At 45.3% G+C, this 25,885-nt stretch carries 16 protein-coding genes and 1 tRNA gene; 8 read left to right on the forward strand and 9 right to left on the reverse strand.

Annotation, left to right across the window (positions count from 1 at the left end; genetic code table 11):
• Positions 1 to 252: 252 nt before the first annotated feature.
• Complete coding sequence (locus tag CKK33_RS00385) at positions 253 to 1,302, forward strand: DUF2157 domain-containing protein (RefSeq protein WP_095702200.1); 1,050 nt, start codon at positions 253 to 255, stop codon at positions 1,300 to 1,302.
• Between the two features lie 116 nt (positions 1,303 to 1,418).
• Here the strand turns inward: CKK33_RS00385 and CKK33_RS00390 are convergent, their stop codons facing one another.
• A complete protein-coding gene (locus CKK33_RS00390) occupies positions 1,419 to 2,045 on the reverse strand; it encodes a LysE family translocator (RefSeq protein WP_095702201.1) in 627 nt (208 codons plus the stop codon).
• Positions 2,046 to 2,791: 746 nt separating this feature from the next.
• Between CKK33_RS00390 and CKK33_RS00395 the strand changes: the two genes are divergently transcribed.
• From CKK33_RS00395 to CKK33_RS00410, 4 genes are all read left to right on the forward strand, one after another.
• Positions 2,792 to 3,715, forward strand: a complete 924-nt coding sequence (locus CKK33_RS00395) for a cobalamin-binding protein (RefSeq protein WP_095702202.1) — start codon at positions 2,792 to 2,794, stop codon at positions 3,713 to 3,715.
• 74 nt (positions 3,716 to 3,789) lie between these two features.
• Positions 3,790 to 6,336 (forward strand): family 20 glycosylhydrolase, encoded by a 2,547-nt coding sequence (locus CKK33_RS00400; protein WP_095702203.1) that lies wholly within the window; start codon positions 3,790 to 3,792, stop codon positions 6,334 to 6,336.
• Between the two features lie 254 nt (positions 6,337 to 6,590).
• On the forward strand, positions 6,591 to 7,907 hold the full coding sequence (gene ahcY / locus CKK33_RS00405; RefSeq protein WP_095702204.1) for an adenosylhomocysteinase: 1,317 nt from the start codon (positions 6,591 to 6,593) through the stop codon (positions 7,905 to 7,907).
• A 95-nt stretch (positions 7,908 to 8,002) separates the two neighbouring features.
• Entirely contained in the window at positions 8,003 to 9,301 is a 1,299-nt protein-coding gene (locus CKK33_RS00410; RefSeq protein ID WP_095702205.1) for a PIN-like domain-containing protein, read from the forward strand.
• Positions 9,302 to 9,318: 17 nt separating this feature from the next.
• Here the strand turns inward: CKK33_RS00410 and CKK33_RS00415 are convergent, their stop codons facing one another.
• Both CKK33_RS00415 and CKK33_RS00420 read right to left on the reverse strand, forming a co-directional pair.
• Positions 9,319 to 10,689, reverse strand: coding sequence for a DUF1080 domain-containing protein (locus tag CKK33_RS00415; RefSeq protein ID WP_095702206.1), 1,371 nt, complete (start codon positions 10,687 to 10,689; stop codon positions 9,319 to 9,321).
• A 17-nt stretch (positions 10,690 to 10,706) separates the two neighbouring features.
• A complete protein-coding gene (locus CKK33_RS00420; protein WP_095702207.1) occupies positions 10,707 to 12,032 on the reverse strand; it encodes a Gfo/Idh/MocA family protein in 1,326 nt (441 codons plus the stop codon).
• A 214-nt stretch (positions 12,033 to 12,246) separates the two neighbouring features.
• Between CKK33_RS00420 and CKK33_RS00425 the strand changes: the two genes are divergently transcribed.
• Positions 12,247 to 14,742 (forward strand): M1 family metallopeptidase, encoded by a 2,496-nt coding sequence (locus tag CKK33_RS00425; RefSeq protein ID WP_198952427.1) that lies wholly within the window; start codon positions 12,247 to 12,249, stop codon positions 14,740 to 14,742.
• A 163-nt stretch (positions 14,743 to 14,905) separates the two neighbouring features.
• Positions 14,906 to 15,289: a hypothetical protein gene (locus CKK33_RS00430; protein WP_095702208.1), complete on the forward strand. Its 384-nt coding sequence runs from the start codon at positions 14,906 to 14,908 to the stop codon at positions 15,287 to 15,289.
• On the opposite strand, the gene cdaA is transcribed toward CKK33_RS00430, so the two are convergent.
• Positions 15,286 to 16,077 carry a diadenylate cyclase CdaA gene (gene cdaA, locus CKK33_RS00435; protein ID WP_095702209.1) on the reverse strand — a complete coding sequence of 264 codons (792 nt, stop codon included), beginning with the start codon at positions 16,075 to 16,077 and terminating at the stop codon, positions 15,286 to 15,288. The two genes, CKK33_RS00430 and cdaA, sit on opposite strands and share 4 nt — an antisense overlap.
• A gap of 273 nt (positions 16,078 to 16,350) precedes the next feature.
• Positions 16,351 to 17,322 (reverse strand): polyprenyl synthetase family protein, encoded by a 972-nt coding sequence (locus CKK33_RS00440; protein WP_095702210.1) that lies wholly within the window; start codon positions 17,320 to 17,322, stop codon positions 16,351 to 16,353.
• A gap of 247 nt (positions 17,323 to 17,569) precedes the next feature.
• On the opposite strand from CKK33_RS00440, the gene CKK33_RS00445 reads away from it, so the two are divergent.
• Positions 17,570 to 17,657, forward strand: a tRNA-Ser gene (locus CKK33_RS00445).
• 69 nt (positions 17,658 to 17,726) lie between these two features.
• On the opposite strand, the gene CKK33_RS00450 is transcribed toward CKK33_RS00445, so the two are convergent.
• From CKK33_RS00450 to CKK33_RS00465, 4 genes are all read right to left on the reverse strand, one after another.
• On the reverse strand, positions 17,727 to 20,342 hold the full coding sequence (locus CKK33_RS00450) for a glycoside hydrolase family 2 TIM barrel-domain containing protein (protein WP_095702211.1): 2,616 nt from the start codon (positions 20,340 to 20,342) through the stop codon (positions 17,727 to 17,729).
• Between the two features lie 391 nt (positions 20,343 to 20,733).
• A complete protein-coding gene (locus CKK33_RS00455) occupies positions 20,734 to 21,348 on the reverse strand; it encodes a TetR/AcrR family transcriptional regulator (RefSeq protein ID WP_095702212.1) in 615 nt (204 codons plus the stop codon).
• A gap of 117 nt (positions 21,349 to 21,465) precedes the next feature.
• Positions 21,466 to 22,764 (reverse strand): TolC family protein, encoded by a 1,299-nt coding sequence (locus tag CKK33_RS00460; protein ID WP_095702213.1) that lies wholly within the window; start codon positions 22,762 to 22,764, stop codon positions 21,466 to 21,468.
• A 9-nt stretch (positions 22,765 to 22,773) separates the two neighbouring features.
• Positions 22,774 to 25,881 carry an efflux RND transporter permease subunit gene (locus tag CKK33_RS00465; RefSeq protein ID WP_095702214.1) on the reverse strand — a complete coding sequence of 1,036 codons (3,108 nt, stop codon included), beginning with the start codon at positions 25,879 to 25,881 and terminating at the stop codon, positions 22,774 to 22,776.
• Between the last annotated feature and the right edge of the window lie 4 nt (positions 25,882 to 25,885).

Here is a 25,885-nt window from a genome sequence, read left to right on the forward strand (position 1 = left end):
AAAACAAATTGCCGAAAGGTTTTTACTTATTTTACAAACGCCCGATGCAAGAACAAGGTATCTTTCTTTCTCTCCCTCACCCTCTTTGCGCAGCAGAGAGGTTAGGCGAGCATAGCGATGCCGGGGTGAGTTAAACAGTACTACCATTACCCACCGGAACCTATTATTCACCCTATTTGCGTAGCAGAGAGGGTCGGCGAGTGTAGCGACGCCGGGGTGAGTTAACCAATAAATGATTAATTTAGCACTAACATGGCTAAACTTAACCTCGATAAACAGGAAAGTGATTTTTTAAACAGCACTATTGCTTTTTGGGAAAAAGAACACCTGGTAAATACCGCACAGGCTCAGCAGCTTCGTAATTCATACGAAGTAAAAGGGTTCGACTGGATGCGCCTGGCTAAATACAGCATTTGGGTTTCTCTTTTTTGTGGTGCCATTGCCATAGGCTCGTTTATTGTGGACGACGCTGTGCTCAACTGGATAAAAAAACTTTATTACACGCCCGATCTGGTGATCAGCCTGCTATCAGGCGTGGCCGCTGCCGGCCTGTTTTACCTGGGGCGATTGCGAGAAAAACAGCATCCCGAAAAGATATTCAGTAATGAGGCCACCATATTTCTCGGCGTATTTTTTACGGCAAGCTGTATCGCCTACCTGGGCAAAGCGTTAGATAATGGCTCGGGGCATTATTCCATTTTATTCCTGCTATCGGTTTTTGTGTATGCCTTTTTAGCTTACCGCATGCAGTCAAGGCTCATATGGCTTTTCGCGCTGGTATCATTAGGCAGTTGGTTTGGCACCGAAACGGGTTATCAAACCAATTGGGCGCTATATTTCCTGGGGATGAACTACCCGCTGCGTTTTGTGGTATTCGGGATGGTTCTGGTAAGCGTTTGTCACCTGCTTAAAGGCCGTAAATGGTTTGCCTATTTTTGGGAACTCACGTATATAGTAGGGATGCTCTACCTGTTTATGTCGTTATGGTTGTTAAGCATTTTTGGCAATTACGGCAGCCTGGATAACTGGTGGCATATTAAGCAGATCAGCCTTTATTATTGGGGCATTATATCAGCAGTGGTAGCCGCACTGTTCCTGCTCTACGGTTTAAAATATAAAGATGCTATAGCCCGCGAATTTGGCATTACTTTCCTCATCATCTCACTATACACCAAGTACTTCGAATATTTTTGGGAACACACCAATAAAACGCTGTTTTTCGCTATACTGGCTTTATCGTTCTGGTTGGTAGGCCGCAAGGCAGAGAAGATATGGAACGTAAAGCTCAAGGTGAATAATTAGCCTCTTTGTTAGCCGATAAATCACTTACCGGTGCCATTTGAGCGACAGGGGAGAATCTGTCAGTTGTAGATTAACGCATAACAGGCTTCGTTATCAGCATGGTAAATTAGTTATATTTAATGATGCTTAAAAAACACCAGATACAGCTGCTTAAATATATGGTAGGCGGCGAATGAAAAGAAAAGTATCGCGATACCTGTATCAATAAAGCGGTTGCTGAGTTCAAATTTCTTTTTTATGTAGCCGGCAAACTTGGCGTACAGGAACAGTGCCAGGAATGCACCACAGGCCGAGCCTACGCTAAAGATGACCAATGGAAATTTCTGGTCCAATATCCATTCATGGGTGATGAGATAAGTGCCGGTCACCATCCAGAAGGGTATCTGCATGGGGTTTAAAAAACCTAATAATATGCCGTATTTGATGCTGGCATGTTCGGAGTAGGTGGTTTTTACCGGCTTATTCCTGCTGCGCCAGGCAATAATACCCAGCACGGTAAACAGCAGTACCATTACCCAGTCAATAATGGTATCCAGCTTTACCTGTTCGGCCAGCCACCTGGCCCCCAGCATCACAAAAAAAGTGAAGAAAAACTCAACGCACGAAAAAGCGATGATAAACTGCAACGCCTGTTTCATGCCACGGTTAATGGTAATTTGTACCAGTGTAAGGTTAATATTACCGGGTGGTACATAACCGATAAAATTGGCTATGATACCGATGAAAAAGGTCAGGAATATCATCGGTGTAAAGATATGGTTAATAGTTAAATTAAACTGTTATTGATGTTAACGAATTAATTTCAGCACTCCACACGCTATGCCTATAAGTACTTGTCGGAAACAGGCAATTTCCAAATTAGTATTCTATTAGGAAAGGCAGTAATTAATGAGTCGATTGTGGTTGTACTTTTTCTTTTTCCGCAAAAGAAAAAGTACCAAAAAGAACCGAGCAACAGCGAGCTCATTGATACCTACTAAAACAAATAACAATCAATAAAACTCGCGGCTGCCGCAAAACGCTTTCAAGTTTCTGCTGCTGCAATGACTGTGCTTACCGCCTTTTGCGAAGGCCGCATAAATTCGGTGGCGTCAGGTTCATCGCCGCAGCTTATTTTTCTTGTTCTTTCTTCTCCATGTCAGCAAAAAAGCTTCGGGCGAAAGCGGGCAGAACATTGGTGGGGCGTGCGAATTGGCAGGGGCATAGCAATACTTGCCCGAAGCGAAGGCTTGTGCGAACGAAGTAGCGACAATCTATTGCAGCCCGTGGTTCTGCCTGATTGCAGGGCAAAGGCCTTGTGGGTAAGAAGCCTCTTTGCTGACTTGATTTTTTGGTTACTTTTTGATCAAGCAAAAAGTAACAGCCCTCCGCGGCAATTGAGCGGTATCAACCAAATCATTACTCAACACAAAATCAAAAATCGCATATTTGCAACCTCATCAATGGATAGCTGCAAACTGCGCACTAATCATTGCAAACTAATAACACCATGCCGGAAAGAATTGTATCGCTACTGCCTGCCGCTACCGAAATTGTTTGTGCCTTAGGACTGGAAGACCGTTTGGTGGGCCGATCGCACGAGTGCGATTACCCGGAGAGTGTGCAGCAATTACCGGTATGTTCTGAAGCCAACTTCCCTGATGGTTTAAGCAGTGCCGAGATAGACGTAAAGGTGAAGGAGATACTGGCTGATGCGCTATCCGTTTACACCGTAAAGCGCGACGTGATAAAAGACCTGCAACCGGATGTAGTACTCACCCAGGCCCAGTGCGAGGTGTGTGCCGTAAGCCTGCCCGAGGTTGAACAAGCCCTGAGCGACTACCTGGATAAACCCGCGCAGATCATTTCCCTGCAACCTAATAGTTTGGATGAGATCTTAAACGACATCACACACGTTGCCGCTGTTTTAGGCGCCGCCGATAAAGGCGAGCAACTTTTAGAAGACCTCACCGAGCGTATCGATATTATTCGCCATAAGCTGAAGTTTATGGAGCTGAAACCCAGCATTGCCTGCGTGGAATGGCTGGAGCCCTTGATGATCTCGGGCAACTGGATCCCCGAACTGGTGAGTATTGCAGGTGGTACACCGGTACTGGCGCAGGCTGGCAAACATTCGCCTTATGTGGAGTGGAGCGATATTGTTGCTGCCGACCCGGATATTATCCTGCTGATGCCTTGCGGCTTCTCCATAGAGCGCACTATGAGCGAGGTGGGCCTGCTTTTAAGCCGCCCCGGTTTTGCGGAACTTAAAGCCGTAAAAAACAACCGTGTGTATATTGCCGATGGCAACCAGTATTTTAACCGCCCCGGCCCAAGGATAGTGGACTCGCTGGAGATACTGGCCGAGATCATTCATCCTAAACAATTCATCTTTGGCAACGAGGGTAATGGCTGGGTGAAATTCGCACTTTAAAAAATATTTTAAAAAGTAGATTGCTACGCGGATTTACTGGCTATATTTACGGTTAAACAAAACCTGAATAAGCCATGCGCCGTTTTATTATCCTGATGGTTATCGCGTTCGCGAATGTTACCGCATTTGCTGCCGCCCCGGTATTTAATGCTAAAAACCTTACCCTTACCTGGGAGGTGGTTGATTACAATTACAAAAACAAGCAGCAATCGCTAACGGCGCTCATTATCACTAATAACGGAACTGAAACGCTGCCCGCCGGTGGCTGGAAGATATACTTCAACTCATCGCGCAACTTTATGGCCGATGCGGTAAGCGGTAACGCCAAAATATTACCCGTAAATGGCGACCTCTACAGCATTACCCCCAATCAAAACTTTACCGCCATAAAACCCGGCGAAAGCGCCCGTATCGAGTACATCTGCGAAAATATCGTTGTAAACTATACCGACGCTATCGAGGGCCCTTACTTTGTTTGGGATGCCGCGCCCGACAAAGGCTATCTGCCCGGCAACTTCATCATCAAACCGCTTGATCCAAAATATCCCGGACTTGTTACGCCTGAGGTGATCTATAACCAAAACAAGACCATTATTGATATTCCCGCCGGTCAACTGTCTAAGATTGTCCCCCTGCCGTTAAGCTACCAGGAAACTGAAGGCACATTCACCCTTGCTGCCGGTGTTAAGCTGACGGCTACCGATGCACGCTTTACAAAAGAACTTAAAAAATTAGATACCTGGTTGCTTAGTACATTCGGTGTGCCACCCGCCACCGGCAGTGCCAATACCATAACCCTGGGTTACAAAGTCGGCTTTGGTAAGGAAGGTTATGAGTTAAGCGTAAAGCCCAATGCCATTCAGATCAACGCTTCTACAGAGGCAGGGATGTTCTATGGCATACAATCATTAAAGAACCTTTGTCCGCCCACAGTATACACAGACAAGCAGAAAAGTGTTACCCTCCCTTGCGTGGAGGTGAAAGACTCGCCGCGTTTTGGCTACCGTGCCGTGATGCTGGATGTCGCCCGTAACTTTCAGAATAAAAAGCAGGTGCTGCGCCTGCTGGATCTTATGGGTGCCTACAAGCTCAACGTGCTGCACATGCACCTTACCGATGATGAGGGTTGGCGCATAGAGATACCCTCACTGCCCGAGCTGACTTCCGTAGCCTCAAAACGCGGCCATACGCTGGATAGCAAAAACTTTTTACCGGCCTCGCATGGTTCCGGGCCCGATTTTAGCAACCCTGCCGGTACAGGTTTCTACTCCGTTGCGGATTATATAGAGATACTTAAATACGCCAACGAGCGCCACATTACCGTAATGCCCGAGATTGAAACGCCCGGCCATGCCCGCGGCGCCATTAAAGCCATGCAGGCCCGCTATAACCGCCTGGTGGCTGCTGGTAAAAAGGCCGAAGCTTCAAAATATTTACTGTATGACGCTGGCGACCAATCGGCCTACCGCTCGGTACAGTACTGGAACGATAACGTGATAGACGTTTCGTTGCCATCAACCTACACCTTTGTTGAGCGCGTGGTTGATGACCTGGTTGCTATGTACAAACAAGCCGGTGCACCGCTGCCTGCCATCCACTTCGGTGGCGATGAGGTACCCGCGCATGTTTGGGAAAAATCTCCCGCTTACGAAGCGCTCCGTAAAACGCATCCCGAAATTAAAAACACCGGCGACCTGTGGTACTACTTCTACGGCCGCGTGAACAGCATCCTGAAAAAGAAAAATATTACTCTGGCAGGCTGGGAAGAAATGGCCCTGCGCAAAACCACACTGGATGGCCACCCCACTTACTTGCCTAACCCTCAGTTTGTGAACGAAGGCATGCAGGTGGATGTGTGGAACAATGTACTGGGCGACGGGCAGGAAGACCTTGCCTATAAACTGGCTAATGCGGGCTACAAAACCGTGCTTACCTGCGTTACCAACCTGTATTTTGACATGGCCACCTACAAAAGCTGGGACGAGCCGGGCTATTACTGGGGCGCGTTTTTGGGGATAGATAAATTCTTCTCCTTTATCCCATTCGATTATTTTAAGAATACCGATGTGGACAAGAACGGCAAACCTATTGACCGCCGCATGTTTGTGGGCAAACAGCGCCTTACCGATTATGGCAAGGAGAATATTATAGGCTTGCAAGGTGCGCTTTGGGCCGAAACCGTAAAAACACCCCAGCAAATGGAATACATGATATTCCCTAAGCTGATTGCCCTGGGTGAACGTGCCTGGGCCAAAGACCCCGCCTGGACAACCGAGCTCGACTCGGCCAAAGCTAAACAAATGTACAACGCCGACTGGAGCCGGTTTGTGAACGTACTGGGCAAACGCGAACTACCGCGCCTGGCCTACGAGGGCGGAGGCTACGCCTTCAGGATACCTAAGCCCGGCGTAATATTAAAAGACGGTAAGTACTATGCCAACATGCAATACCCCGGCATGGTTATCCGCTACACCACCAACGGCGCGGAGCCAACTGCTGGTAGTCCTGAATATACCGGCCCGGTTGATGCTACAGGCACTGTAAAGTTCCGCGTGTTTGATGCCAAAGGCCGCGGCGGCAATGTAGCCCAGGCTGCGGAGAACGATAAGCCAGCTATTTAAGCATGTCCCAAGCCCCTCTCTAACTAAGTAGAGGATTGCCACGCTATCGCACGCAATGACAGATGGTTTATTCATCTTGTCATGGTGAGCTTGTCGAACCACTCTCGCGCATATAGGTCTTTGACAAGTTCATACTGACTCCTACACAACCTTTAGCTATAAAGCACTCCGTTTTATTATATTCGGCTGATAATTGTATTTTAACCACTTAGGTAAAAAATCCTTAACTTTGCCTCACTTAAAAAAACAATAATATGTCAACAGTAGAAACTGCATACGTTAAGTATAAAGTGAAGGACCTTTCACTGGCCGAGTGGGGTCGTAAAGAGATTGAATTGGCCGAGGCGGAAATGCCGGGTTTAATGGCGCTGCGTGCCGAGTATGGCGCAAGCAAACCTTTGGCCGGCGCGCGTATAGCGGGCTGCCTGCACATGACCATCCAAACTGCTGTTTTAATTGAAACATTGATAGAGCTGGGTGCCGAAGTTACCTGGTCGTCATGCAATATATTCTCTACCCAGGACCACGCCGCTGCCGCTATCGCTGCTGCCGGTACTTCTGTTTACGCCTGGAAAGGCATGAACGCTGAGGAGTTTGACTGGTGTATTGAGCAAACCCTGTTCTTTGGTGAAGATCGCAAACCATTAAACATGATTTTGGATGATGGTGGCGACTTAACCAACATGGTACTGGATAAATACCCTGAACTGATCGCTAACATTAAAGGCCTTTCTGAAGAAACCACTACCGGTGTACACCGCCTGTATGAGCGTATGAAGAACGGTACCCTACCTATGCCGGCAATTAACGTTAACGATTCGGTTACCAAATCAAAATTCGATAACAAATACGGTTGCCGCGAATCGCTGGTTGACGCTATCCGTCGCGCTACCGACGTAATGATGGCCGGTAAAGTAGCTGTTGTTTGCGGTTACGGCGACGTAGGTAAAGGTTCTGCCGATTCATTGCGTAACTCTGGCGTTCGTGTAATTGTTACCGAGATCGACCCGATCTGCGCCCTGCAAGCCGCTATGGAAGGTTACGAAGTTAAAAAACTTTCTACCGCTGTTGCCGAGGCTGATATTGTGGTTACCGCTACCGGTAACAAAAACATTGTTCGCGAAGAACACTTCCGCGCGCTGAAAGATAAAGCCATTGTTTGTAACATAGGCCACTTTGATAACGAGATCGACATGGCCTGGTTAAACGGCGCTTATGGCAATACTAAAGTAGAAATTAAGCCTCAGGTTGATAAATATACCATTGAAGGTAAAGATGTTATTGTATTAGCAGAAGGCCGTTTGGTAAACTTAGGTTGCGCTACCGGCCACCCAAGCTTTGTAATGAGTAACAGCTTCACCAACCAAACTTTGGCCCAGTTAGAGCTTTGGACCAACGGCGATGTTTATGAAAACAAAGTGTACACCCTGCCAAAACACCTGGACGAAAAAGTTGCCCGTTTACACCTGGCTAAAATTGGTGTGGAACTGGAAGTTTTAGATCAGGACCAGGCTGAATACATCGGCGTAACCGTAGAAGGTCCGTTTAAACCGGAATACTACCGTTACTAAGTAAAAATTAAAAAGTAAAAATTAAAAAGGGATGTGGTTTAAGGCCGTATCCCTTTTTTGTTGGTTTTTAGCTATATTTAGTTCACTTTATTCAAATGGCTGATAAAATTTTCACTCCTAATGAGACTCTTTTTCTTGATAAACAGTTCAAGCAAAATCTCACTTCTCACTATCATGTGCTAAAAGAATATAAAAACTCAATTGATGATGTACTTAAATTGGGTGGAGATACTCCAATTTTTTTAGACACAAGTGTGATTTTAGGCTTCTATGAAATATCATTTATAGCGAGAGAAAAAGTCGAACAGTTTTTAGATAATTATAAATCTCGCATAGTACTAACCGGACAGATACAGTATGAGTTTATAAAAAATCGCGAAAAAGTCATAAATACATTTCAGAAAGATGTATCTGAACAGCTACCAAAAGACTTCAATAATAATGTTGTCAATAAGTTGAAATCATTTATTAATTCAAATAAGTTAAAGTTAGAAGATTATCCACATATCGGAAAGAATCTGGAATCGCTGCATTCTATGTTATCAGAATTATTAAAAGAAATTCAAGAAAGCGTAAATGACAAGAAGGGAACAGCATCATCACTATTACATGACGATAGCTCCCTTGATGTCTTAGCTCAAGTAGAATTGTTGGATAGTTTAGACGTTTCTTACGTTAAAACTATAAAAGAGCATTATCATAAACTTCTTCCATCGTACAAAACGGCTCCAAATGAATCTTATAATTTGACCTCGTTTCCTGGTTGTGCAGAAAAAGGCGACAAAGATGATCCAACAGGAGATTTCATTATTTATCATGAACTGATGAAATACGCGATAGAGAAGAAAAAAAATATAATCTTCTTAACAAACGACACGACAAAAGGAGACTGGCTACGTACAGATGGCAGGCCACATTTACATTATCTTGAAAATTTCTTTTTAAACACAAATCGTATGCTCTTTATAATAAATGCTGAGCGTCTTTTTGAAAGCCTATTTGATCGCTCTTTCGAGTCCTTGATTGATGACAAAACGCTGATACCAGATGTTATTGATCATCAAGAATTAGAACTATTCTTGAAAGACATGGATTGTTTATTTGACGTTAAAGAGCCCCCTGAAGGAGCCTGTAAAATACTTGCAAATGAACTTTATCAAAATGATATTTATAGCATCTCTAAGCTTAATCAAAAATTGAGCTTAGCTAAATATGCCATTCCGGAAATTCTAAAGTTTCTACCGAACATCACTAAAACGGGTGCAGTCAAATTAGTTTTAGATCTATTGGATAAAAATTACTCCAGAAATCGTTGGTCTAAATCTTCCGAAGAAAAAATAACCCAATTAAAAAAACATTGGGAAAATGTGTCTGATTTTATAGAATTATTATAATCAAAATATTCTTCTTATCACTTCAACTCCTTTATCTTCAAACTCCTGAAATCCACATCAAAGCCGTGGTCTTGCAGGAGGATGTGGCCTTCTTTGGCTTCGCCGAAATCTTTCCAGATCTTGTATTTGCTGATAGCTACCAGGTCGCGAAATTCTTTTGAGCCGCGTTCATATTCCAGCACTTTTATACCGTTGAGGTAATGCTCCACGTGATTATTGGGGTAAACAATAATGCGGCCGGTGTTCCAGTCGCCAATAGGGTGCACAAAGCGCGGTTGCTTTTTGGCGGTAATGAGGTCATATAACGATGCCAGGGTGCGGTCACCATCGCGACCCAGTTTGGCATCGGGGTGTACAGCATCATCCAGTACCTGGTACTCCAGTCCAATGGCCGATCCTTTGGTTTTCTCGTCCAGCGTGACAAAATACTTAACACCACTGTTAGCCCCCCTGCTCATCCTAAACTCAAATGACAGATCAAAGGCTCCATACAACTTATCGGTCACTATATCGCCGCCATTGGTAGCCTCACCGCCGGTAGCGCCAATAACCGACAGCTTACCTCCCTCTATCTTCCAGCCTTTTGTAGGAAATGTTGATGACGAAGCACTATGCCAGCCAGCGTTGCTCTTTCCATCGAACAGCAATTTCCAGCCGTCACCCTTTTCGTAAGGCGTTAAACTGTTCGATTGTAGGTTGGCAACATATACACCTTTCGCAAATGCCTGTGGCTGCAAACCTGTGGTTTTAATTCTGATGTTTTTAAAGAATATCTTCTTACCTGCCTGCGCCTCATTATCAATAGCGTGCACCTGCAAACCTATAAATCCTTGGGCATCAAGCGTATCTACCACGTAAGCCGCAGCAACGCCGTTGATCCAGGTTTTCATGCTATTACCTATACACTCCACTTTTACGTGATTAAATTGCCCGTTCTTCCAGGCATCTTTGGCTTGGGCATGCAGTTCGAGAGGGTACAGCCAGTCGCGACGGCCTTCGTCATAAATTCCGCCGGTCCATTTACGGTCGCTGGGGTCAATTTCGCACTGTTTGCCATAAACCTTTCCCTTGCCTTCGTGCCCGGCAGGGTCATAATGGCTGCGCACCTGTATACCGGAGTTGGTGAGCGTGCTCTCCGTCTTCACATCCAGTTCCAGTATAAAATCGCCATATTCCTTTTCGGTTACTAAAAAGGTGTTACCGCTATTGAGCACAGCGGTACCGGTTATACCGCCATTTTCTACTTTGTATTCGGCTTTGCCGGCCAGTATTTTCCAGCCTTTGAGGGTTTTGCCATCGAACAGGCTGTTAAAGCCTGTTTGCGCGGCGGCATTGTTTGCAGCCGCGGCCAATACGGCAAGCATCAGGTAAGTTTTAAGGTTCTTCATATGGTGAAAAGATAATTTTAAACTTTAAGGTCCCAACCGGGCTGGTATTCGCGGCTCCAGAGTTTGGCGGCTTCCGCATCATGCAGGATATGGCCGTTCTTTGGGTCGATATTGAGCACGCGGCCAACTCTTTGCGCGATATTGCCTAATTGCGGTACCAGCGTAGATTTATGCCCGTTGATGATGGTTTGATTTAATTGCTCATCTCCACGAATAGCGTTCACGAAGTTCTGCAGATGCACACGATCCAGCATTTCGGTAGGGCTTACTTTGTTGGAGGCATCAACCGGCGTTTCGTCCTTCACTTCTTTTACCAGCTTATTATCCATGTCAAATACCTGGTAGCCATTACCGCCACCGTAATTAATAGTACCGTGGTCGCCGTAGAAAACTACTCCCCTGCCAACTCCTTCGGAATTAAAAGGATTACAGCTTCGCCCTTCCCATGAAAGGGAGGTATCATTAGGGAAATTCACTACGATGGTTTGCGTATCGGGGGTTTCCCAGTCGTCCTTAAAAGCGAAACGGCCGCCGCCGGAGGTCACCCGGTTAGGGAAATCGGCGCCAAGCCCCCAGCGCATTACATCAATTTCGTGCGTGCCGTTATTGAGCGCCTCGCCGGTACCCCAGTGCCAGAACCAGTGCCAGTTGTAATGGATCAGGTTATCCTTGTAGGGTCTGCGTGGCGCATAGCCCTGCCAAAGGTCATAATTAAGGTTGGCGGGAACCGGCGCGGCTTTACCAATGCCGATGGATTTACGGTTGTTAACATACCATCCACGCGCGAAATAAGCCCGCCCAATAATACCACTGTGCAGTTCCTGCACCATTTTCTGCACGTTACTGAACGAGCGACGCTGGCTGCCCATCTGTACCAGTCGATTGTATTTGGCGGCTGCTTGTATAGCCAGCTCACCCTCATGCGGGTTATGGCTGCAAGGCTTTTCAACATATACATGCTTACCTGCCTGGCAGGCCAGGATGGTAGCCGGGGCATGCCAGTGGTCGGGCGCGGCAATTACCAATGCGTCAAGGTCTTTCTTTTCCAGTAGCTGCCGCACATCGGTTATGCCTTTAGGCCTCTTACCGGTTATCTTTTCAATCTCGGCAATACACTTGTTCATGGCATTGCTATCCACATCGCATATGTAGCTGATCTCTACATCGCTTAGTCCTGCAAATTTCTGTGCGAGGAAAGCGCCACGGCTGTTTACCCCCATTACGCCAAGCACCACTTTTTTAGCGGGCGAACCTTTATATATACCGGCGATAGCCGTATGGCTGCCCAACATAAATGTAGTGCCGGCAACGGCCATGTTTTGGATAAACTGTCTGCGTTCCATAGCGATAACCTGTTTGGATGGTTGTTAAAAAGGAATAACTGGTAAGGCTAATTTAGCATTTACAGTTTAAAATTGAACATTTAGTTAATTTATAACAGGCTTGTTACTTTGCTTACATTCCCTGTAACATAATTATATTTCCACCGTCTTAAATCAATATAAAAGCTATACTTTAGCTTTATTATGCATGCATATCATTAAACTATTAACACATATGAAAACTCTTTACGCTGCCGCCCTCATTGGCAGTATGGGCCTTTTTGCCTTAAACGCTACCGCACAGCAGGCCGCCCCCAAACAGGACGACCCTGCCATGAAGATCTACCGCGAAACGCCTACCAAGTACAACGACCTGGTACACACCAAGCTGGATGTACGCTTTGATTACAAGAAGCGTTACCTGTATGGTAAAGAATGGGTTACCATAAAGCCGCATTTTTACCCCACCGATTCGCTTTCGCTGGATGCCAAAGGCATGGACTTAAAAACTATTGCCATAGTGAAAAATGGCAAAAACACGCCTTTGAAATTTACTTATGATGGCATGGTGGTTAAGATAAAACTTGATCGCACCTACCGTAACAACGAGAACTATACCGTATATGTTGATTACACGGCCAAGCCAAATGAATACAAGGCACAGGGCAGCCTGGCCATTACCGATGCCAAAGGTTTATATTTTATAAACCCCGATGGCACCGAGAAAGATAAACCAACCCAGATATGGACACAGGGCGAAACCGAAGGTTCATCGGTTTGGTTCCCTACCATTGATAAGCCTAACCAGAAAACAACTGACGAGATCAGCATGACGGTACCGGCCAAATATGTGACTTTATCTAACGGCCGCCTGGCTTCGCAAAAAGTAAATGGCGATGGCACCCGTACAGATACCTGGAAAATGGAACTGCCACACTCGCCTTATTTGTTTATGATGGCCGTGGGCGATTTCAAGATCACTAAAGATACCTGGAAAGGTAAAGAGGTGAGCTATTACCTGGAGCCTAAATACGCCCCTTACGCCAAAGACATTTTTGGCTTTACGCCTGAAGTGATAGACTTTTATTCGAAAACATTGGGTATTGATTACCCATGGAATAAATATTCGCAGATCGTGGTGCGCGATTACGTGAGCGGCGCTATGGAAAATACCTCCGCTACCTTGCATGGCGAATACGTGCAGGCCACCAAACGCGAATTGCTGGATGATTATTACGGCCAGGGCCGCAGCACTATTGTACACGAGTTATTCCACCAGTGGTTTGGCGACTATGTGACCTGCGAAAGCTGGAGCAACCTTACCGTAAATGAATCATTCGCGGACTTTAGCGAAACCCTGTGGGCAGAACACAAATACGGACAAGAAGCCGGCGACGCGCATATCAATGGCGACAGGCAAGCTTATTTAAGCCAGCCTGACCTGCGCACCAAAGACCTGGTACGTTTCCATTACCACGATAAAGAAGACATGTTTGATGCCGTTACTTACCAAAAAGGGGGCAGCATACTCTACATGCTGCGCAACTACCTGGGTAGGGAAGCGTTTTACAAAGGCCTTAACATCTACCTGAAAACAAACGCCTTAAAAAACGGTGAGGCACAACAACTGCGTTTAGCATTGGAAGAAGCCAGCGGCCGCGACCTTAACTGGTTCTTTAACCAATGGTATTACGGCGCGGGCAACCCGATCCTTAATATTAATTACAAATGGGATGACGCCACTAAAACAGAAACCGTTATCCTTAACCAAACCCAGGATGGCAACGCCTTTATCCTGCCGATGGCGATAGATGTTTATGCCGGTGGTAAAAAAGAGCGCAAAACTTTCTGGATGCGGAACAAGGTGGATAGCCTGGTGTTCAAATCGGCAGTTAAACCAAGCTTGGTAAATGTTGATGGCGACAAAATGCTATTGGCCAAAAAAACCGATAACAAGACCCTGGATGAGTTCGCGTTCCAGTACTTTAATGCGCCTTTATACTTAGACCGTTTTGAAGCCATTACTGCCGCTGCCAAATCGCAAAACAGCAATGCTGCTGCCCGCAAAGTAATTATTGCCGCGCTTAATGATAAATACTGGGAGTTACAGGTTAAAGCTATTAAAGCGGCCGATCTGACTAATGACGATGTGCGCAACGCCGCCCAGCCTATCCTGTCAAAACTGGCCCAGACAGACCCAAATAACCTGGTAAAAGCCGCCGCTATTACCGCGTTAGGCAAATTAAAAGCATCAGGCAATACCAACCTGTTTAAACAGGGGCTTAACAGCCAGTCGTACGCGGTACAGGGCGCATCATTAACCGCCCTTTCGTTAATTGACGCGCCTAACGCTTTAGCAATGGCTAAAACATACGAAAAAGACAGCGACGGCGCACTGAAAGATGCCGTACTGAAAACCTATGCCAACAGCGGCAGCGACGAACAATGGCCGTTTGTTTACGACGCCTTTAAAAACGGGCAGCCACAAGAGCAATTCAACATCATACGCAGCTATGCTGATATGATTGGCCGCCTTAAAAACCAAAGCAGCGTAGAGCAGGGTATCAGCTCTATTGTAGATTTTGGTAACAAATACAAAAAATACGGCGTTGGCCCGCAAATAGCCATGGTGCTTAACGGCATTAAAGATGCCCGCAATAAAGCAGGCGACACCGCCTCAAACGCCATGATCGACAAAGCTGTTGCCGAGATGAACGCTCCAGCCAACTAATAGGTATATCCGCATATTTAACGAAAGCCGCTCGATACAGAGCGGCTTTCGTTGTTTTAATACCATAAATGTTAAATAAGCTGATTTAACACTTTTTGTGCTCCCACTGAATACGCATCAATGCTATGCAGCCTTATATTAGTATTGTCAAAAATTAAAACGTATGAAAAAATTATTGATAGCGGCTATCTGTCTTGCCGCGGTAAATATGGCCAGGGCGCAAAACTCACCCTTAAATGGCAACACGGGAAATATAAACGGTGTAGTAAAAGCAGATACCTCTTTAGCCAAGCTATCCAAACCAGTACCTAATGACCTGCTATTGACGTTAAATGATGCCATCAATAACAAAATTTATAATAATATTAACCGCTCCCTTTATACACAACCCGCTGTAAAAAGCAATATCGACCATATGCCGGTAGCGGTTTTAAAGGGACAGTCGAAAATGCCGGTGGTGAAAATAGGTGGTAACTCAAAAATGCCGGTAGCCGGTTATCAGGTAAAGCCTTTACTGAAAAGGGATAGTGTGGTAGTAAAGCCTTAAAAATCCTTATTCAGTAGTTTTTCCAGTTCGGCAAAGCTGATATCCATTTTAATGCGGCCCTGCTTAGCGTATGAGATCTCGCCGGTTTCTTCAGATACGATGATCGCCGTGGCATCATTGGCTTCGGTAACACCTATCCCTGCCCGGTGGCGCAAACCAAATTGTGCCGGCAGGTCGGACTTTTCGGTTACTGGTAAGATACAGCTGGCAGATTTGATCTTGTTCTCGGATATTACTACGGCCCCATCATGCAGAGGGCTGTTTTTTTGAAAGATACTTTCCAGTACACGTTTGGATATACGCGCATCCAGCACTTCGCAGCTGTTCTGGTAAAACTGCTCATCGTAGTATTTGGCAAAAACAATCAGCGCTCCGGTGCGGGTTTGCTTCATGCTTTTACACGCGTCAATAATCGGTTTTATGCGCGCGTAGTTGTTTTTTTCGACCTCTGCTTTTCCAAAGAAATATTTCCACCAGGCTTTATTGCGCTGGAGCGATGCATTTTTACCTACCAACAGCAGGAAACGCCTTACTTCCTGCTGAAAAACAATAATGATGGCAATAATGCCCACATCCGCGAACTTGCTGAGGATGCCTGATAGCATTTGCATATGCAGTGCGTCAACAATGCGGTAAACCAGGTATATGGTAATAAACCCGATAAAGATATTTGCCGCTATGGTGCCCCTGATGAGGTTATACAACTGGTAAATGAGAAAAGCCACCAGCAGTATATCCAGCACATCAAAAATGCCAAATTTTGGAAAGTTGAGGTCGGGGAAATGCATATTTACGAAGTTAGTAATCTTTGCGAAAGATTAGTATAAACCCATCATGCCGAATTAATTCAATACATCAAGCGGCACTTAATAATACGAGGTAACCCTATGCGTCGTTGCGAGCGGAAGCGTGGCAATCCCCAATTTACAGAGCGGTTATGCCTATGGAGGATTGCCACGTTGCTGTCGCTCCTGGCAATGACGGGTAATTAAAAACTAACGCAGTTTAGATTCTTCGCTGCCGCTCGAAATGACAGAGTTTTTAACTTTGCCTTGAATAACTTATTTATTCCTTTCCGTAGTATATCGCACCAATTGCTCAAGACCTGTTCGTGCTTCAGAAGGTGGAAAAGTGTTTAGGATATCAAAAGCCGCCTGTTGGTATTTTTCCATTTGGGTTTGGGCATACTGTAAACCACCGTTACTCTTAACGAAGCTGATGATCTCCGCGATCTTTTTAGGGTCGTCGTTATGGTTTTTCACCAGGCTCACCATGCGCTTTTTTTCGCTGCTTTCCGCATGATTTAGCACGTAAATGAGTGGCAGCGTAACCTTCTTTTCCTTAATATCAATACCCAGGGGTTTGCCTACATCGTCGGTTCCAAAATCAAACATATCGTCTTTTATCTGGAAAGCGATACCTATCTTCTCACCAAACATGCGCATTTTTTCCACTGTGGCCTCATCAGCACCGGCCGAGGCCGCGCCACAGGCACAGCATGAGGCAATGAGCGAAGCGGTTTTTTGTCGTATCACCTCGTAGTATATTTCCTCACTTACATCCATCCTCCGTGCTTTCTCTACCTGTAGTAATTCGCCCTCGCTCATTTGCTTTACCGCTTCTGACACGATCTTTAATAAACCAAAATCGCCATTATCAACCGAAAGCAATAAACCCTTGCTTAACAGGTAATCGCCCACCAGTACGGCTATCTTATTTTTCCAGAGCGCATTAATAGAGAAAAAGCCACGGCGCTGGTAAGAGTTGTCAACCACGTCATCATGTACCAGCGTGGCAGTGTGCAGCAGCTCTACGAGAGCCGCGCCCCTATGAGTAGCCTCGTTGATGCCCCCGCTAATACTCGCCGAAAAAAATACGAACATGGGCCTTATCTGCTTGCCCTTGCGCTTAACAATATAATGGGTTATACGGTCAAGCAGGGGCACAGAGCTCCGCATTGAGGCTTTAAACTTTCCCTCAAAAACATCAATTTCCGCGGCAATAGGTTTTTTAATTTCGTTGATGTTCAGCATGCAGATGGCTGGCCTTGTATTTGGGAGCAAACATAAGCTTTATCAGATATATATGTGTAAACATCACATTTTTTTACCATAGCATTAAACCTTTAAATATTATTATACTCTATTATATAGTTAGTAATAACAGCATATAAGTTTAGTTTTTGTGAGTTAAAGTTTTCGTAGAAAGCGGGCACCTGAAAAGGCCCGCTTTTTTTTGCGATAATATTATACCTTTGCAAACCCTGATAAATGCATAAACGGAGAGGTGTCTGAGTGGTCGAAAGAGCACGCCTGGAAAGTGTGTATACGTCAAAAGCGTATCGAGGGTTCGAATCCCTCTCTCTCCGCTGATTTTCATACCAGAATAAAGTAAAAGCCCGTATTTCGCATTGAAACGGGCTTTTAAAATGATGAAATTACTTCAAAACCTTTCCGGTAACTCTAACCTCAGATAGACCAGCGTGTTCGGAATCAATAAAACTGATCCGAATTGCTCTTGCATGAATACCTTCCAGCGTAATCGTAGATTTAGTCTTTTTCTCGGAATTCCGAGTAAAATCTTTCAGCAAATACCAGTTCTTTCTGTCATCACTTGTTTCTACGATGTATTGATAAATATCAGGCTTTGGAAACGAGATATCAACCTCTTTGATCTCCAAACCTTTTTCAGTATCCAGGATCCAATAGGGTTTGGCGTCTGACGGCACAGGTAGCCACCAAGTATCTGCATGCCCGTCTGCGGCATAACCGCTAATATGATTGGCGGCTGAACTACTGGAAAAAGTAGGATTATTGCGACCAAAGACCCGTAATTCTTCTGATTTAGCAATGCTTGAAAAACGTGTATATGGCCTGGAACTGGCTTTGGGCGTTACTCCATCAATGAATGGGATATTACCTTTAAAATCAATCTCGATGATGGCCGGTTTTAAGCCTGGTGAAGTTGCCTTTACCACAGACTTTCCTGAAAACCAGGAACGATATTCAATCGCCGCCTGCCCATCCATGATCCTGATATCACTTGCACCAGAAAATAATATAGAAGGCCCCGTCGGAAATTCACCTGGCCCTGATATCACCTCAAGTTGCACATCGGGACTATTACTGATCAGCTTACCACTTTCATCTAAAACGCTTACGGTTAGTTTAATATCGTCCGTCCCATCGGTATTGGCGGTTAGTTTATCTGCCTGCAGCTTAAGCGCAACCGGCTTTCCATGCTCGGGCCAGACAGGCGGGGGAATATGTTTGTACTCGTTCCTATACCAATACCACGCGCGCTTCGGTATCCTGAAATAGTCAACGATACCCATTTTGGAAAGAGCTAATCCGGCTATCGAACCGTGGTCATACCCACACCACATCGCCTGCCCGCTTCTCCAGGCATAAGTTTCCTGTCCATTATCGACAGATAAGTCGCCCCAACCCGGCTCGTATTTTCCAGGGCGATCTGTGGATGTGCTGCCATACTCAGATACAATATTAGCTACCCCAGGGTTCCTAAACAACTCAATGATGCTTCCATCACCATTATATCCGGCAACATCACCTAATATATCTATCCGTAGGCTGTCCAAAGGTCGCTGAGCACCGCCTATTGCAGCAGGTCGGCTCGGATCAGCTTTGTGAACGGTTGCCACAAGCTTTTTCAAAAGATTTCGCATAGCTTCCACTGTTTGCTGCGCAGTAAAAAAAGGCTCGTTAGATACACTCCAAGCAATAATTGATGGATGATTACGGTAAATGTGAATCATCTCCTTCAATTCTTGTATTGCAGACGCGTTAAAGGCAGCACTATCGGCAGGATGGGTAGGATAGGCACTTGAATTCCAATAACCCTCGGGCGTATTGTCACTGCCTCCTATACCCCAGAAATTATTTTCTGACCATAATAGCATGCCGATTTTATCGCATGCCTCGGCAAACGCCGGATCATGCGGATAATGCGATCCTCTTATAAAATTGAACCCGGCGTCTTTCATCATTTGCACGTCCCGAACAAATCCGGTATTAGTTACTGCATCTCCCCAGCCAGCATGATCCTGATGAACGTTGATTCCACGAATGTAAAAATGTTTACCATTCAGAAAAAAGCCGCTATCAGCGGTCCACCTAATACTTCTTATTCCAAAATGCTGTTGGGTTTCGTCAACCTGCTTCCCTGACCGATAAATCTTGGTTATTAAAGTATACAAATATGGGTGATCGGGATGCCACAACCTGGGGTTGGAAATATTAGGAATATTTTGCTCAACGTTTTGCGAGGTACCGGCATTTAATTCGCCTTTGTAAGAAGCTGATCCAACAGTTTTACCACTTGGAGAAAGTACAACAGTTTGTACTTCAATTGATACTGCGCGCTTTTCAGTATTGGCAACATCAGTTTGTACCTTAACAGACGCTGTTTTTTTGTTTACCAGTGGTGTGGTTATAAAAGACCCATACCAATCAATATGCACAGGGTTTACTATTACCAGCTTCACATCTCTATAAATACCTCCGGAAAAAACATGTTCGCCGGCACGCGGCGCCAATGCAGCATTCCATACATTATTCACTCGGACAGCAACAAGGTTATCGCCCTTTTTTAAAGCACCTGAAATATCAATCCGGAAACCTGTATATCCGCCCTTATGACTTCCCATCTTTTGCCCGTTCACGAATATTTCGGCCTCCTGAAAAACGCCTTCGAAATCCAGGTAAGCCTTTTTATTTGCTAAATCGTTTTCCAATGAAAAATGTTTACGATACCAGCCGTAGCCAATGTAAAATTCGGTAGACATAAAATATGGAATACTGAAAGAGTGTGGCAAACCAACTGTAGACCATCCGCTATCATTATATTTATTAGAAGCACCATTTACCTGGTCACCCAGATCGAATTTCCAATCACGATTAAAGTTTAGCGATGCCCGACCTGCTTTTGCATAAATGGAAATCTTTTCCGGACCATTTTGTGCTTTCGAATCAGGAGATATAAAGACAAAACGGATGGCGATAAAAAGAAAAACAAACAGGACCTGGATACGCATGTTATTAAGTTAAAAGTTATTGCTATTTATTATTAAGCTGGCAATAGCCCATTTTGCCTGATCTTCATCATAATCAAAAACTGCAATACCAACCAACAGAGGTGGTAATACTGAAGCGCTAAGTTAGAATTTCTTAATTGTTCAGACAGGGGGTTTAATTCCTAAAAAAGGGGGGGAAATTAGTTATGATTTAACTAAATGAACCACCAGAAAAACAAAAAGCCCGTATCTCGCATGGAAACGGGCTTTTAGTATTAAAAGGTTAATACATTCTTGAACTCATCAATTACTATCCATACATCAATATGGTTCACAAATTAGCCACGACATTAACCTAATGCTCATCCTTTGGTTTTAGCCAGTACGCGTTAAAGTGGTGGAGTAATCAGTACTAAGATATCGGAAGCGATAATTTCTTCGTTATATCCGGAGCTACATATTTTGAAAAGTAGTTTTGCTCTAATTCCGATGTATTGGCGGTGGCTCGATAAACATGAGATACAAAATGGTTAGCAGACCGGTATAGGTATAATGAGATAACAAATTTGATATTTTGCCCTTTTCTGACAGATATGTCCTTTCCAATCCTGTCATAAGCGCTACCCAGCACCCTGTTTAGCCGGTCTCTCAAATAATCTATCCTGAATATATAGGCGCTATTGAGGTATTGGGCCAAAGCGTTAGCGTGATCGGGATAGTTGATGGTATATACTACCATCTGGTGCCAGATCTCCATAGCCGCATCTCTATTTTTTTCGGGATATTTTAGCTGCAAGGTGATGTTCTGGATAAAATGATCAAAACTGGCCGCAAGGCTGGCCTCCAGGATGGTCCTCAAATTATCAAAGCACGACAGGACCATGCCTTTATTACAATTCGCGGCCATGCAAATCTTCGCCATGGTCAAATGTTCAAATCCATACCGGTTGATCAGCCTGATCGCATGGGAAATGATGTGATCTTTCAGTTCCTCACCGGTATATTCGATGTTTTTTTGTTGTGCCATAGATCCAATTCATTTATTTAGGTTTATCATGCGCAGGTCTTTAACCTGCTATTGGTTATTTGGCTTAATTTTGTTGCCGGAATAAGATAACCGGCCGATCAACCCATCAATTAAGGGTCATTTCTGATGATTATCGCCCGATGCTGTCATATACCGGTATACCGCCAACCTGTCGTTATAATCCGTATAAGCGGTGGTAAGCACACCCACTGCCTGCTGGTAACCGGCTTGTGCATCCAGCACATCTGTAACGGGTGCCAGCCCGGCCTTATAATTGTCCCTGTTTACCTTTAAGTTTTCATCCGCGAGCTTCACGTTCTCCTGCGCGTATCTGATCTGTGTAAGCTGATCCTTTAACTCATACCAATAGCGGGTAATACCCAGCCTGATCTGGTTTTGCGCATCATGCAGGTCATTAGCGGCAATGGCTTCATTTAACTTCTCCTGCCTCACTTTTTGCTTCCCGCGCCCCCATAAGCCACTTGATATAGGAATGCTAACCGTAACCAGGCCCGCGGGCACGAATGAACTGCCCAGGCCGTTATTGAACGAACCCGCCTGTGACGCGCTTACACCTACTGAAACGCTCGGAAGGTTATCCCCTTTGGCCAGCCGTGTCTGCAGCGCTTGCGCGTCTATGCGTTTGCGTAATAATTGGTAATCCAGGTTCCTGGCCAGGAGCGTATCAGGAGAGAGGCCAGGCAGTGTGGGTAAATGCTGTTTATCCAGAGTATCCCTCATCGTCATTAACGAATCAAAGGGTATACCTGTATACATAGAAAAATCGAGCAGGGCCACCCTGTTACCGTTTTGCAGCTTACTTTTTTGAACCATTAGCTGGCTAAGCTGCACCTTAACTTTAAGCAGGTCGTTCCGTGCGATGAGCCCGGAAGCCAGCATGTCTTTCTGCATTTTTAACAGTCCGTTCAACAATACTTCGTTAGCGGCTACTGTTTTTTGCTGTTCCTGCAGGCTTACCAGGTTCCAGTATTTTTGTTCGGTAAGCAAAAGTACCGAATCTGTTGACTGCTGCATACGAATACGGGTAACCTCTAATTGCAGGGCAGCCAATTCGTTGCCGGTCTTGATCTTTCCGCCTGTATAAAGTGGCTGCATGCCGGTAACCCCAAGTAAATAAAAATTATTGATCCCTTTTGACAGCAATGGCGGCATGGCAGATACAAAGTCTTTAAACCCCAGCAATCCTACACCTGTAGCGCTTACTGATGGCAGGTAATCTGACTTGGCCGCGGCAACACCGGCCTTTGCCGACTCAATACGCAATTGCCCGTTCTTTAGTGTATTGCTATAAGATAGCGCGGCCTCTTTACTCGCTTCAAGCGAAATAACGTGTTGCTGAGCAATAGCACGAAGGCCGCTAAAGGTTATGATCAATGCTAAAATATATTTTTTCATAGCGGTTCGTTAAGCGTTAAGGCTTGTTTTAGTTTGGGCCGGTTGCCCATCTTCCTTTCGAAAGAACAGCCAGTACATAGTAGGTAAAGCGAATAGTGTAAGCAGCATAGAAACCAGTAAACCGAAACATATCACGGTACCTAAAGGCCCCCATAGCGAAGACCGGCTGATGATCATGGGTATTACACCAACGGCAGCTGCCGATGAGGTAAGGAATATCGGCCTCATGCGGCGTTCGGCCGAAAGCCTGGCAGCTTCAAATACAGAGGCTCCCTCGCGGTGACGCAATTCTTCGGCAAAATCTATCAGGATCACACCGTTACGTACCACAATTCCGCAAAGCGCCAGCAGCCCCAAAAACGAAGTGAAGCCGAAAGGGTAACCGGTCAACATGAGCCCGAAAGACGCTCCAAGAATACTTAGTGGCATAGTGGTAATACTCAATACCGCGTGCTTCAGATGCTTAAAGTGCCACAGAAGGATCAGGAAGATCAAGATGATACTCATGCCAAGCGCCATACCCATAGGGCCCATATTCTCGTTTTGCAACTCAAGTTCGCCACCATAGGTGATCTCCACACCCTCAGGCAGCTTAATCTTTTGTATACCAGGCTGCAGATCGGCCAATACACCATTGGCTACCGCATCCGGTGTAACATCCATCCTTACGGTAAGCGTACGGATGCTGTTACGGCGTACGATCTGCCCTTCGTTCCAATCAGGCCTGATGTTTACCACCTGCCTTAACGGCACTGCCGCGTTTGTTTTTGGCGATATGATATTGAGCTCATCCAATCGTTCCACATCCATCCTTACCTGCTGCGGGGTTTTGATCTCTACGTCTATAGGATAAGTGCCATCCCAAAGCTGGGTTGCTTTTATACCGGTAGTTTGGGCAGCAATGGTGTTGGCAATATCATTTTTACTGATACCCAGCCGGGCAGCTTCTGCTGCTTTTACATCAATATACAAGCCTTGCTGCATATCATCATAATCGGTACGTACCCAGTTCACCTCTTTGTGCTGCCTGCCAATAGCCATTACCTGTGCTGCTACTTTTTTCAGGTCCGCAATGCTATCACCAGAAATACGTACCTCTATAGGTGCCTGCGCGTTAACCATGTTTAACTGTTTCATGCGCACAAATGCAGACGGAAAATGCTCGCTATATTTTGGAATGTATTCTTTAATTACTTCTTCCGTAGCGCTTTCCGTTGTGGTGTTTACCAATATCTGCGCATAGTTTCTGGCTGCCAGGTTAGGCGCGTATACCATATGGAAACGTGGCGAGCTGGAGCCTATAAAACTGGTGTAATTGATGATACGCTTGTCCTTCGCCAATATTTTCTCCATCCCTTTTACCACACTATCTGTTTGTGAAAGGCTGTAACCACTGGGCAGGTAAACCTCTATCGCGAACTGGTTACGTTCAACCTTCGGGAATAATTGTTGTGGCAATAAGCCCATAAAGATGATACCTATTACAACAGATAATGCCGCGAATAATACGGTAAGCCTGTAATGGCGCATGGCATTGCCGATGTGTTTATTAAAGAAATCCTGCAGACGATCTAAAAAGGATTTTTTGTCATTCTTCTTCTCACCATGTATCAGGCCCTTTTTTATAAAAAGTGTATTAAAGAATGGCACCAGCATCATGGAGATGACCAATGATAGTGTCAACGCGATAATGATGGTGATAGGAAAAACGCTGATAAAGTCTTTCGCGATCCCCGTCATGAAGAACATGAGCGGCACAAATGTGGCAGATATAGCCAGGGTAGCCGTAAATACCGAGGGGAACAATTCAGACGCGCTGCTTTTCGCGGCGTCCCAAACAGACATACCATGATCCAGTTTCTCGATGTGATTGTCTATCACCACGATCGGGTCATCCACCACTATACCCAGCACTACGATCAATGCAGCTAATGTTACCGTATCAAGTTCTATCCCGAACAGATACATAATGGCCAGCGTGGCAGCAATAGTAATGGGGATGGTTGCGGCAGCAACGGCAGCTACACGGAAAGGCAATAGCAACAGCGCTACAATAACCACCCCCACCAATGCAAACGCAAACTCTTTCATGAAGTGGGTAATAGACTCGTCAACCACCTCGGGCTGGTTAGCCAGCTTTACCATCTTAATATCTTCGGGCAAATGCTCACGAACAACATCAAGCCGCTTCTCCAGCTCTTTACCAAAATGTACGATATTTTTTCCGCTAACCATTTCCAGCGAGATAATGATGGACTTGGTTCCATTAGCAGTAACATAGCTCTCCGGCTCCTGGTACTCCCGCTTAATCGAGGCTACATCTCTCAGCCTAACGGTGTTACCTTTATCATCCCGGCGAATGATCTGTTCGGCCAGGTCACCTTCGGTTTGGTAAAAGGTGCTCAGGTGTATAGGCCTGTCAATCACGTTACCCTTTTCGGTACCGGCAGGGTCTATAGCTCCGGCGTTCTGCAGCACCTGCATAATGGCGCTCACTGATATGCCCTGCTGCTGCAGCTTATTGTTATCAACATATACCGCTATCTGCTCGTTAAGGTCGCCGGTATGGGTGATCTTGGCTACATCTTTAACATGGCGCAATTGCGACTCAATGTATTCTACATTATTTAGCAGGTCCTTGTAAGGGCGGCTTTTAGATTCAACCGCCATTAATAACGCCGAGGTACTGCCAAAATCGCTATTTACATAAAACCCGCGTACTTCTTTAGGTAATTGCGCCTGTAAAATGAACATGCCATTCTTGATCTTGTTCCAGAAGGCCTTGCTTTGAACATCGTTGTATTTGTCCGAAACCTCAACGAATATATACATCATGCCATCGCGCGAGTAGGAATAGGTTTTGGTTTTATCAACCTCGTTATTGCTAAAAAGGTATTCCTCTACTTTTTTGGTGAGCTGCTCTTCAACCTGTTTGGCAGAAGCACCAGGATACACCCCGATGATCACGCCCTGCCTGATAGTAAAATCAGGAAACTCATTACGCGGCATGTTAAAAAGTGCCGAGATACCCACCACAAATAAAATAACGGCAAGCGCAACCGGCAGCACATGATATTTCATGGCCCAGTCAATCATACTTCCTTTTTCCTCTTTCATACCG

The organism is Mucilaginibacter sp. MD40, from assembly GCF_002288635.1.
GTDB lineage: Bacteria > Bacteroidota > Bacteroidia > Sphingobacteriales > Sphingobacteriaceae > Mucilaginibacter.